Origin of the sequence: Streptomyces sp. NPDC060205, assembly GCF_042728395.1 — a bacterium.
Taxonomy (GTDB): Bacteria; Actinomycetota; Actinomycetes; order Streptomycetales; family Streptomycetaceae; genus Streptomyces.
Window position 1 is genome coordinate 38835 of sequence record NZ_JBHWZP010000028.1, and the last position, 11288, is coordinate 50122.

Genomic DNA, 11288 nt, shown 5'->3' on the forward strand with positions numbered 1-11288 from the left:
GCCGGAGTACAGTCTGCTCGCCGCGCCCGTGCCGGACCGGGCAGCGCGCACCCTCCTGTCTCCTCCCTGTGCCGGCCGGGTGATGCCATGACCAGTACGCAGGACCAGCCAGGTACGCAGGACCAGTCGCGTACGCAGGACCAGCCGCTTACGCAGGACCAGTCCGACACGAAAGGCCTGCGGGACACGCAGGACAAGCCCGAGAAGGAGCTCCGCGCTTCCGGGACATGGTCGTCGCCGGAGTACGCGCAGCGCGCGGAACGGATACGGCGCCGACTGGAGAGACTCATCGGCATCGCGGCGACCGAGGGCAACTCCCTCACGGCTCTGCGCAACGGCGACGAGATCTTCGCCGCGATGCTGGCGGGCATCAGGTCCGCCGAGCACACCGTGGACATGATGACCTTCGTGTACTGGAAGGGCGACATCGCCCGCGAGTTCGCGCAGGCGCTCGCGGAACGGGCCCGGGACGGTGTGCGGGTGCGCCTGCTGCTCGACGGGTTCGGCAGCAGGCTGATCGAGAAGGACCTGCTGGCGGCCATGGAAGAGGCCGGCGTGCAGGTGGCGTGGTTCCGCAAGCCGCTCGCCCTGTCCCCGCTCAAGCAGAACCACCGGTGTCACCGCAAGGTTCTCGTCGTCGACGAACGGACCGCGTTCACCGGCGGGGTGGGGATCGCGGAGGAGTGGTGCGGCGACGCGCGCAACGAGCGCGAGTGGCGTGACACCCATGCCGAGGTCCGCGGACCGGCCGTGGACGGTATCGCCGCCGCGTTCGCCCAGAACTGGGCCGAGTGCCACGAGGAACTCTTCGACGACCGTGACCGGTTCGTCGCGCACACCCCCGAGGGCGGGGCCGTGGTGCAGGTGGTGCGCGGCTCGGCCAGCTTCGGCTGGCAGGACATGCAGACCCTGCTCCGGGTGATGCTGGAGTCGGCCGAGGAGCGCTTCCGGCTGGCCACCGCCTACTTCTCGCCGGACGCGTTCTTCGTCGAGCTGCTGTGCGCCGCGGCCCGCCGGGGCGTACGGGTGGAGATCCTGCTGCCCGGCCCGCACACGGACAAGCGGGTCTGCCAGCTGGCCGGCCAGCACTACTACGAGGACCTCACCGCCTGCGGTGTGAAGATCCACCAGTACCAGCCGACGATGATGCACGCCAAGGTCATCACCGTGGACAAGGTCGCCTCGCTGGTCGGCTCGACCAACTTCAACCGCCGCTCGCTCGACCACGACGAGGAGATCATGCTCGCCGTGCTCGACGAGGAGTTCACCTCGACCCTCGACGCCCACTTCGACGAGGACCTGACCGCCAGCACCCTGATCGAGAAGGGCCGCTGGAAGCGACGCTCCGTCGTACAGCGGGCCCGGGAGGCGGCCGTCATCCCCATCCGCCGCTTCCTGTGAGGGACGGGACGGGCAGGGCCGGCGGGACGGACGGGGCCGACGGACCGGGTGGTGGGGTCGGGTCGGCAGGGCCGGCCGGATCGCCGGCCCGGTCCGGTGTCAGGAGGGCTTCTCGCCGGTTCGGCAGATCTGGCGGGCGATCTCGCGCAGTTTCACGTTGCGGTCCTGCGACGTCTTCCTGAGTACCTTGAACGCCGAGTCCTCGCTCAGTCCGTAGCGTTCCATCAGGATGCCCATGGCCTCGCCGATCTCGTGCCGGGTCTCCATGGCGTGGCTCAGCTGCTGATGCGTACGGGCCGCGGAGAACGCCACGGCCGCGTGGGAGGCGAGGATCCAGCCGGCGCGCCGGGCGGTCTCGTCGAAGGCGTCCGGCTTGTGCGAGTACACGTTCAGGGCGCCGAGGTTGTCGTCCTCGGTGAACAGGAGGAAGCCCATCATGCTTCCCATGCCCAGCTTCCTCAGCTCGGGGGCGAAGCGGGGCCACTTCTTGTTCGGCTCCCGCAGGTCCTCGATGGCGTAGATCTGCTCCCGGTCGGTCACCGCGTCGAAGCACGGACCCTCCTGAAGGTCCTGCTGCATCCGGTCCGACCGGCGGACCACGTCGCTCGTGGCCGCCAGTGCGTGCACCTCGCCCTGCCGCACCGTGAGGATGCCGGCCTCGTCGCACCCGTCGATCAGGACCTTCGCATGCTCCGCGACCCTGTCCAGGGTGCCCTGCGCGGAGTCCTGCGCCAGCAGATCCCGCGCCATCTCCGCCACGGCGATCGCGAACTGCTCCCAGACCTCGCCCGACACCTCTGACATGCGTCACCTGCTCTTTTGGTGAAGCATCCCGGGATGCTTCGTGAAGGCCCATCCTGCCACCCGGGCGTCCGCATCGCGCCGGGCCTGGCCTTTCGGTACGTCCGGTACGAGATCGCCGGCGCCGTGCGGAGGTCCGGGCAGCACTGTCCCACAAGACACCCTGTTTCACCCGGGCGGTACCTGGTGACCCGAGGGGGGACCGAACCCGTGAACAACATCACTGCGACCGAAGGAGGCCCCCCATGGAGGGCTGGCGCGAGTACGCGGAATGCCGCACCGTCGATCCCGACCTCTTCTTCCCCATCGGCAGCACGGGCCCCGCGCTGGTGCAGATCGAGGACGCGAAGTCCGTCTGCCGGCGCTGTCCCGTGCGCGACGAGTGTCTGAACTGGGCGCTCGACACGGGCCAGAGCATCGGTGTCTGGGGCGGTAAGAGTGAGGCCGAGCGACGCGCCCTGCGGCGCCGCATCCGCAGCCGCACCTCGCGGGACAACACCGCGTAGCGCGGGCGGCGCGCAGGGGGATGTCCGCGGCGCGCGGCGCGCGGGCCTCACCGCCCAGGACCGGGGAACTTGCTGACGTATTGGCTCGTCATCATGGACAGGTGTCGGCTTCCGTGGCGGGGGCAGACGGGACTGCGGAAGGCGGTTTTACCGTGCCGTACCCCAGCGAGGTGGAGCAGTGAGCCCGCAGCAGGACCGAGCGTCCGGTCTCGTCGACGACACGAGCGACGAGGTGGTGGAGCCGACCCAGGACGAACGTGATGCCTGGGAACGGGTACGGCGGTCCGCGCAGGGAATGCGGCACCACGAGGCGAAGACCGCGTGGGAGGACGCCCGCGAGGCGGCCGAGGACGGTTCGCGCACCGGCCGGGACGCGTTGATCGCGCAGGCGGAGGCCGACGAGTGGGAGCGCATCACCCAGGCGCTCTTCGATCACGCCGGGGCGTACGACAGCGCCGACGACCCCTTCGTCCAGGGCGAGCTGGAAGGCCGCGCACATCATGCGCCCCCGCCGCCCGGCCGCCGGTGAGGTGCGGCCCCAGGGAGTGGCCCGGAGCGGCCGCACCCCGCGATGTCAGTGCCCTGAGGAAGAATGCCGAGCAGCGAGGACGTTATCGCTCCAGGCGATACGCGATCGAACCCGTCCGTCGAAAGGCCGCCCGCACATGACGACCACTCCCCGCCGCCGTGCCGTGCCGCGAGCCTCGGACGGAGCGCCGCTGACCCTGCTGCGGCCCGTCCCGCGCACGCCCGCGCCGCTCGGCGCCGGCGGTTCCGAGGTGCTGCGGCTGATCACGGTTCAGCGGGTCCCCGTCTGCCTGACCGTGCACGCCAACGGCCGCCGCCGGTACGGCTACTGGCAGGCGGCCACGGGCTGTTACGTGGCGCTGCCCACGGACGAGTGCGACGCGCTGCACGAGGCGGGCCGGCTCGTCCTGGGCGACCCGGTGATCGACCCCTCGAAGACGACGTACCCGGTGCGGCCCGCCGCGCGCCCCGCGGTGCGTTCCGTGGTGCGCGCCCCGGCGACGGCTGCGCAGGTGCCCCGGCAGGCCCTCACCGCCTGACGCCGGGTGCGCCCGCCAGGACACTGACCCCCCGGTGTTTTTCTCCGGGGGCTTTCCTGCGGGTGCTTTTTCCCCGATCGCGGGGGCACACGTGTCGCTGGACTGTATTTCCAGCGAGGAAGGCCCACCGCACCCATGCCTGAGACACGAGACGTCGTCGAACTCATACTCGCGGACCACCGGAAGATGGAGGACCTCTTCCGGCAGATGCGCAGTGTCGAGGCGGACCGCGCGTCCGCGCTGGCGGAGTTCGCCGACCTCCTGATCGCGCACGCGCTCGCGGAGGAGACCAAGGTCTACCCCGCCCTCAAGCGGTACAAGGACATCGACGACGAGGAAGTGGAGCACGGCGAGGAGGAGCACGAGGAGGGCAACAAGGCACTGCTCGCCCTCCTGGAGGTCGACGAGGTCGGCTCCGACGACTGGGACGAGAAGCTCGAAGAGCTGGTGGAGGCCATCGCGCACCACACCGACGAGGAGGAGCGGACCATCCTCAACGGAGCGCGGGAGAACGTCGCCATGGAGCGCCGCGAAGAGCTGGGCGCGGACTTCCTCAAGGAGCGGGCGCACCATCTGTCGTCCGGCTGCGGATCCGTCGACAACGTACGCGGCATCCTCAAGAAGTGACTCCCGCGGGCGCTCGGGTGCTCAAGAAGTGACTCCCGCGGGCGGCTTCCCGTCGGGATCCGCGGCGTGAGGATCCGCCCCCCCCATGGGCGGCTTCCGCCTGTGTCCGAGGACCGGCTGTACCCCCGGGTGCGGCCGGTCCGCCGTGCGTGGCCCCGGACAGGCAGGGCAGAGCCGGGCCGGCTCTATCGGCGCCTGAGCGGTACCACGGCGGTGATGCGCTTGCCACCGGTCCTGAGTTCCGAGATGGTGATGTCCCGGGCGAGACGGCAGACGATCGGCCAGCCGTGGCCGCCGGGCCGCATGAAGCCCCGCTCGTCGATGTGTTCCGCCGGCCTGGGGAACTCCTGGCTGCGGTCGCTCACCGACAGACGTACGTCCTGGTCGTCCAATGTCACCTCGAAGCCGGTGACACCGCCGCCGTGCAGCATCGCGTTGGTCGTCAGCTCGGAGGCGACGAGCAGGGCGTCGCCGATGATCTCGTCACCTTCGAGGGCCTCGCGCCGCCGGGACCGCCGGGCCTCCGCGAGCGCGTACCTCACCTCTTCGCGCACCTCGGCCGGATTACGGGGTCCGGAGGGGGTGGGCCGGGGCGGGACGGCCGCCGGGCCGGTGACGGGCGTCCGGTGCTCCCTGAGCATTTCTTGCTCCTTCGCCTGAAAAAGAAGCAGGCCCGCCGCAAGAGCGTGCGACGGGCCCTCCGCATTAGGTGATCCTCAATGCCGGAATACGTCCTTGGTCTTTTCCTTGGCCTGGCGGGCGTCTCCCTTGGACTGCTCCGCCTTGCCCTCGGCGGTCAGCCGCTCGTTGCCGACAGCCTTGCCCAGGGTCTCCTTGACCTTGCCCTTGGCCTGCTCGGTCTTCGCCTTCGCCTTCTCGTTCTCGGCCACTGCGATTCACGTCCTCACTTGTGCTTCGTCCGTGCGATCCACTGTTACGGCTGACCGGAGAGAGCCGGTCCAAACGCGGCCGTTCGAGAATTCCAGGACGTACCTCCGAACGGCCGGATCATTCGCATCGAAAGAAGTGGACAGTGAAAGCGAGGTGCGGTGGTCGCGTGAAAACGCGGGGCACGCTCAAGGGATCTTCGGTGCCTGCCGGGCCCCTCGGCGTACGCGGCTGCCCTTGTCCTGAGTGCTGACAGCGTGAAACTAGGCCTGTAGATTCCTGCCGTCACGAAAATGCACAACATAGGCCGAGCCGTAGCACCGAGCTGCAGGAGGAGCCCATGCGAAGGCGCGTTCTCGGGCTTGTCGCCGTGCTGACCACGATCGTCGCCGCGGCCGGATGCGGCTCTTCCGACCCGGAGGCCGACGGTGCGTCGTCCTCGGGCGGGAACAGGACCACCCGGGTCAAGGTCGGCATCATTCCGATCGTCGACGTGGCCCCGCTCTATCTGGGGCAGAAGAAGGGATTCTTCCGCAGCCGGGGGATCGAACTGGAGATGGTGAGCGCCCAGGGCGGCGCGGCGATCATTCCCGGAGTGGTCAGCGGCCAGTTCCAGTTCGGGTTCAGCAACACCACGTCGCTGATGGTCGCGCAGGTCAAGGGGGTCCCGGTCAGATCGGTGGTGAACGGCGCGGCGTCCAACGGCAAGGTCGGCGGTGACGTCACCGGGGTGGGTGTCAGCAAGGACAGTCCGATCAAATCGGCCGCGGACCTCGCCGGGCACACGGTCGCGGTGAACACCCTGCAGAACATCGGGGACACCACGGTGCGTGAATCGGTCCGGGCGGACGGCGGCGACCCGTCCGAGGTCGAGTTCGTGGAGATTCCGTTCGACCAGATGCCGGCGGCGCTGGACGACGGGCGGGTGGACGCCGCGTGGATGGGGGAACCCGCCATGACGATCGCCAAGGCGCAGGGAGCCCGTGTGGTGGCGTCCCCGTTCGCCGAGACGGACCCGAAGCTCACCGTGGCGACGTACTTCACCTCGGCCGAGCTGGTGAAGCGGGATCCGGGGCTGGTGAAGCGGTTCGCCGCGGCGATGACCGAGTCGCTCAAGTACGCCGGCGACCATCCCGACGAGGCCCGTCAGGTCCTCACCACCTACACCAAGATCGAGGGGGATGTGCTGGCTAAGCTCACGTTGCCCGGGTGGCCGGTGGGGGTGGACATGGCGTCGCTGGAGAAGTTGGCGGCGTTGGGGGAGCGGGATGGGTTGTTCGGCGACAAGAAGCCGGATCTGGAGGTCCTCTTTTCTTGAGGGCCTCCCGCTGCTTTTCCGGGGGCGCTGCCCCCGGGCCCCCGAGTCTGTTCCTGCGGCTCCAGGGGGGTGCTGTCACTGAATCGGGGGCTCCGCCCCCGGGCCCCCGGTGCGCAGTTCCCCGCGCCCCTGGGGGGCTCCGGTGCGCGGTTCCCTGCGGGCCTGTGGGGGCTTGGGTGCGCGGCTCCCTGCGCAGCCCGCGGGTGCTTCGGTGCATAGGTGTCTGCGGCCTTGAAGGGGCTTCGGTGCGTAGTTGTCTGCGGGTCTGAGGGGGCTCCGAGGCGTAGGTCCCCGCGCCCCCTGGGGGAGGGCTCCGGTGCGTGATTCCCTGCGGCCCTGACGGGGCTTCGGTGTGTAGGTCCCTGCGGGCCTGACGGAGGCCGGGCCTCTCGGGAACGGTCCGCTGTCGTGGGGATCTCACCCGTCGTGGGGGAGGTTTCCTCGGTGTGGGGCGGCGATGTTGGCCCGTGGCAGGGCGTGGCATCGTGCCGGGACATGTGGTGCCCGGGGGCGCTTCTGCCGGAGGGAGTGCCGGGCATGCGACGTTATCCCCCCATCGCCGACCACGGACTGGTCGGTGATCTGCAGACCGCCGCGCTGGTCTCCTCCGACGGCACGGTCGACTGGCTGTGCGCGCCCAGGTTCGACTCGCCCAGTGTGTTCGCCTCGCTTCTCGACCACGAGCGCGGCGGGCACTTCACCGTGTCCGCCGAGACCGCGCAGCCGCCCGTGCAGATCTACCTCCAGGACACCGCGATCCTCGTGACGCGTTTCCTGACGGAGTCGGGCGTGGGCGAAGTGGTCGACTTCATGCCCGTGGAGCGCCCCGAGCGCGCGGCGGGCAGGCACCGGCTCGTCAGGATCCTGCGGGTGACGCGCGGCCGGGTCCGCTTCTCGCTGGAGTGCCGGCCCCGCTTCGACTACGGCCGCGCCGGACACCGTCTCGGCCTCGGCGAGGACACCGTACGCTTCGACGCCCCCGGCGCGCAGGCCGTCGTGCAGAGCGTCGGCCCGGTGCGGTGGAGCGGCGACGGCGACGATGCGCGCAGTGAACTGACCATGAACGAGGGGGACTTCGCCGCGCTCGTCCTGACGGTGGGCGACGCCGACGACAGCCCCGTACCACCGCTGACGGCGTCGGACGTGCTGGCGTCGTTCGAGGGCACCCGGGACTTCTGGCACGCGTGGGTGCGCCGCGGTCACTACCGCGGACGCTGGCAGGACATGGTGAACCGGGCGGCCATCACCCTGAAACTGCTCACCTACGCGCCGACCGGGGCACCCGTAGCTGCACCCACGATGGGGCTGCCCGAACAGATCGGCGGCGGGCGCAACTGGGACTACCGCTACACCTGGGTGCGGGACGGCTCGATGTCGGTCGGCGCCCTGCTGGGCCTCGGGCACATCGAGGAGGCCCTCGCGTTCCGCGGCTGGCTCGGTGACCGGGTGAAGGCGGGCCGCACGGTCAGCGGCGAACCCCTGCAGATCATGTACCGCGTTGACGGCGACCCCGAGCTGCCGGAAGTGGCGCTCGACCACTTCGAGGGGTACCGGGGATCGGCGCCGGTGTACGCGGGCAACGGCGCCGCGGGACAGCTCCAGCTCGACATCTACGGGGAGGCGGTCCTGGCTCTGTCGCACACCGTGCAGGGCGCCGGCAACGCACCGCCGTACGACGGCTGGCTGGCCCTGTCCGGGGTGCTGGACTGGCTGGTCAAGGCCTGGGACCGGCCCGACGAGGGGATCTGGGAGACACGGGGCGGACAGAAGGACTTCACCTACAGCCGTCTCATGTGCTGGGTCGCCTTCGACCGGGGCATCCGGATGGCACGTGACTTCGCCCGGCCCGCCGACATCCCGGAGTGGACCATGGCGCGGGACGCCATCCTGCGCCAGGTGATGGAACGCGGCTGGAACACCCGGCGCCGGTCGTTCGTCCAGAACTACGAGGACACCACGCTCGACGCGTCCCTGCTGCTCATGCCCTCCGTGGGCTTCATCGGGCCGAGGGACCCGCGCTGGCTGTCGACCCTCGACGCGATGGAAGGGGAACTCGTCTCCGACAGCCTCGTCCAGCGCTACGACCCACAGGCGTCCCCGGACGGACTGCGCGGCAGCGAGGGCACGTTCTCCCTGTGCAGCTTCCTGTACGTGGACGCGCTGGCGCAGGCGGGCCGGCTCGGGCCGGCCCGGTACGCGTTCGACAAGATGCTCACCTACGCCAACCCCGTGGGCCTGTTCGCCGAGGAGATCGGTTCGACCGGCGAGCAGCTCGGCAACTTCCCGCAGGCGTTCACGCACCTGGCGCTCATCACGGCCGCCCTCTCGCTCGACAAGGAGATGGACGCCTTCGGCTGAGCGGGGGGTGGCGTTCGGGTGTTCGGCTGCCGGGGTCGCCCATGGAGGGTGAGGCGCCGTCCGGGCCCGTCACGTGCCGTGGGGCAGGACGGCCGCGGTACGGGCACCCGGGCGGACGCGGAACCGGCGCCCGAAGGGAGATCGAGATGTCCGGTACCGGACAGGCCACGTCCCGGGCGGTGCGCACCGCGGAGCGCCGGGCCCGGGCCGACTGCACCGGGGCCGTCTACGGCTCCATGCTCGCCGCCTCCGTGATCATCGGAGCGGGCGCGCTCGGCTCGTTCCCGCGACTTGAGCTGGTGCTGCTGTTGCTGCTCACCGGAGTGGCGTTCTGGATCGCGCACGTGCACGCCCAGGTCTTCGGGGCGCGTCTGACGCAGCGGAGGCTGGATCTCCAGGCCGTTCTGGGCGTCTGCCGCGACGAGTGGCCGATCGTCGAGGCGGCCGTCCCGCCGGCCGCCGTCGTGGCCGTCAGTCCCCTGCTGGGGCTGGGCATCGAGGCCACCATGTGGTGCGCGCTCGCGGTCGCCGTGGCCGGTCAGGTGGGCTGGTCCACCGTCGCGGCACGAAGGGGTGGCGCCTCCCGGCGTCTGACGGCCGTCACCGCCGGGGTGAACCTGGTCCTCGGCCTGCTGATCATCTCGTTCAAGCTCTTCCTGACCCATTGAGCACACCGTCGCGTGAACACACCGGCGCGCTCGGGGTGCCGTCGCGGGCGGGACGCTCTCAGAGACTCTCGGCGCGGACCCGGCCGGCGCGGACGGCGGCGCCCAGCGCCTCGAAGTCCCGTTCGTTCTGGTCGGCGTAGGCCTGCGCGAACCCGGTGAGCGCGCGGTCGAAGCGCTCGCTCCCGCCCAGGTAGGCGGCGATGGCCACGGGATCGCCGGAACGGGCGTGCGCCCGCGCCAGACAGGCACCGCACAGCTGCCCGAACAGGCGCAGCAGCTCCGGGTCCATGGTCTCCGGCCGGGCGATGCCCTTCCAGTCCCGCAGCTGCCGTACGTAGAAGTCCCGGCCCCGGCCGTCGAGACCGACGACGTTCGTCCAGCCGAGGAAGATGTCACTGGTCGTCTGGATCAGCCGCTGTCCCGCCACCACGCGGCGCCCCTGGTTGTCGTAGTGGTTGCCGTTCGTGTGCGGGGCGAGGACCGACTCCTGTGCCTCCTTGGCCTGCAGCAGCAGGGGATCCCCGTCGTCCCTGCCGAGCATCAGCAGGATCCAGCAGCGGGTGCCGACGCTGCCGACGCCCACCACCTTTCGGGCCATGTCCACGAGCCGGTAGTGGCGCAGCAGGTGCCGTCGCTCGGAGGACAGGGTGCGCGCGTACCCGTCCACGACGGTCCGCAGCTCCTTCTCCTCGTCGGCCTCGGAGGTGTCCGCGAGCAGATCCCGCAGCGGAGTGATCAGCGGTGGGTCCGGTGTGATCCGCCTGCCCTCGGCCGTGACCCGGGTGAGCTTCTCGAAGGCCTGGAGATGTGTGCGTGTCCTGGCCCGCTCCGAGGCGTCGGCGGTCCGGCGCCTGACCCGTTTGTCCATCGAGGAGGCCAGCAGCTCACGCATCCGGTCGACGTCGTCCTGCGCGTACCAGATGTCGAGCGTGCCCATGCCCGCGAACTGGCGCATCCGGTCCCGGTAGGCCCGTACACAGGCCGCTACGACGCGGTCCTGCTTCGTGACGGAGAAACCGTTGGCCCGGGCGGCGATCGCGAAGCTGGCCGCCAGCCGCTTGACGTCCCATTCGAAGGGTCCGGCGAGGGTCTCGTCGAAGTCGTTGATGTCGAAGACCAGGTGCCGTTCCGGCGAGGCCAGCAGCCGGAAGTTGAGCAGATGGGCGTCTCCGCAGAGCTGCACGGTCAGGCCGGAGTTCGGTACGGGTCCGAGGTCGGCGGCCATGATCGACGCGGCGCCCCGGTAGAAGCGGAACGGGGACTCCAGCATGCGTCCGTAGCGGATCGGCACCAGCTCGGGCAGCCGTGTCCGCGACTGGCGCTCTATCACCTCGACGGGGTCGGGCCGTTCCTGCTCCGCCTCGAACCAGCCGTGACACGAACGGGAGGCCCGCCTGCGCGCGTCCCTGCCGTACGCCGCCCTCTCGGCGGGGGGCAGGGAGGCCGTGAAGGCGATCGGTATGGCCATGGCGCGAACCTCCTGAACCCGTCCGGACGGTGCCTACGAGCACCCGTGCCACGCGCACCTGTACCGAGCGCCTCCACCGGCTGCCCGAACCGGGCATCCGTGCCGTCCGCTGCGCCGCATGCCGGCGTACGTCCGCGCCCTCCACCTCATCGTCTCCCCGGTGGGGCGGGATCACCCGCCGGGGGT

General features: G+C 70.4%; 12 protein-coding genes. 8 read left to right on the forward strand and 4 right to left on the reverse strand.

All coding sequences use genetic code 11. The features are described 5' to 3' along the window. The first annotated feature begins 87 nt into the window (after positions 1-87). Positions 88-1401: a phosphatidylserine/phosphatidylglycerophosphate/cardiolipin synthase family protein gene (locus ACFWGJ_RS07610; RefSeq protein ID WP_387321646.1), complete on the forward strand. Its 1314-nt coding sequence runs from the start codon at positions 88-90 to the stop codon at positions 1399-1401. A gap of 99 nt (positions 1402-1500) precedes the next feature. Here ACFWGJ_RS07610 and ACFWGJ_RS07615 read toward each other — a convergent pair whose 3' ends face one another. Further along, a complete protein-coding gene (locus tag ACFWGJ_RS07615; RefSeq protein ID WP_387321647.1) occupies positions 1501-2205 on the reverse strand; it encodes a GAF and ANTAR domain-containing protein in 705 nt (234 codons plus the stop codon). Between the two features lie 242 nt (positions 2206-2447). Here ACFWGJ_RS07615 and ACFWGJ_RS07620 point away from each other — a divergent pair, with 242 nt between their 5' ends. From ACFWGJ_RS07620 to ACFWGJ_RS07635, 4 genes are all read left to right on the forward strand, one after another. Further along, positions 2448-2708, forward strand: a complete 261-nt coding sequence (locus ACFWGJ_RS07620; RefSeq protein WP_387321648.1) for a WhiB family transcriptional regulator — start codon at positions 2448-2450, stop codon at positions 2706-2708. Positions 2709-2886: 178 nt separating this feature from the next. Continuing rightward, positions 2887-3237, forward strand: coding sequence for a hypothetical protein (locus ACFWGJ_RS07625; protein WP_387321649.1), 351 nt, complete (start codon positions 2887-2889; stop codon positions 3235-3237). A gap of 136 nt (positions 3238-3373) precedes the next feature. Then, the gene (locus ACFWGJ_RS07630) at positions 3374-3775 is read left to right on the forward strand and encodes a hypothetical protein (protein WP_387321650.1); all 402 of its coding nucleotides are present in this window, start codon (positions 3374-3376) and stop codon (positions 3773-3775) included. Positions 3776-3910: 135 nt separating this feature from the next. After that, positions 3911-4402 (forward strand): hemerythrin domain-containing protein, encoded by a 492-nt coding sequence (locus tag ACFWGJ_RS07635; protein WP_387321651.1) that lies wholly within the window; start codon positions 3911-3913, stop codon positions 4400-4402. Between the two features lie 185 nt (positions 4403-4587). On the opposite strand, the gene ACFWGJ_RS07640 is transcribed toward ACFWGJ_RS07635, so the two are convergent. Further along, positions 4588-5043: an ATP-binding protein gene (locus ACFWGJ_RS07640; RefSeq protein ID WP_387321652.1), complete on the reverse strand. Its 456-nt coding sequence runs from the start codon at positions 5041-5043 to the stop codon at positions 4588-4590. Positions 5044-5118: 75 nt separating this feature from the next. Beyond that, positions 5119-5292 carry a CsbD family protein gene (locus ACFWGJ_RS07645; protein WP_387321653.1) on the reverse strand — a complete coding sequence of 58 codons (174 nt, stop codon included), beginning with the start codon at positions 5290-5292 and terminating at the stop codon, positions 5119-5121. Between the two features lie 338 nt (positions 5293-5630). Between ACFWGJ_RS07645 and ACFWGJ_RS07650 the strand changes: the two genes are divergently transcribed. From ACFWGJ_RS07650 to ACFWGJ_RS07660, 3 genes are all read left to right on the forward strand, one after another. After that, complete coding sequence (locus tag ACFWGJ_RS07650; RefSeq protein WP_387321654.1) at positions 5631-6608, forward strand: ABC transporter substrate-binding protein; 978 nt, start codon at positions 5631-5633, stop codon at positions 6606-6608. A gap of 537 nt (positions 6609-7145) precedes the next feature. Further along, positions 7146-8966, forward strand: a complete 1821-nt coding sequence (locus ACFWGJ_RS07655; RefSeq protein WP_387321655.1) for a glycoside hydrolase family 15 protein — start codon at positions 7146-7148, stop codon at positions 8964-8966. Positions 8967-9112: 146 nt separating this feature from the next. Then, a complete protein-coding gene (locus ACFWGJ_RS07660; RefSeq protein ID WP_387321656.1) occupies positions 9113-9634 on the forward strand; it encodes a hypothetical protein in 522 nt (173 codons plus the stop codon). 58 nt (positions 9635-9692) lie between these two features. Here ACFWGJ_RS07660 and ACFWGJ_RS07665 read toward each other — a convergent pair whose 3' ends face one another. Then, positions 9693-11102, reverse strand: a complete 1410-nt coding sequence (locus ACFWGJ_RS07665) for a DUF2252 domain-containing protein (protein WP_387321657.1) — start codon at positions 11100-11102, stop codon at positions 9693-9695. Between the last annotated feature and the right edge of the window lie 186 nt (positions 11103-11288).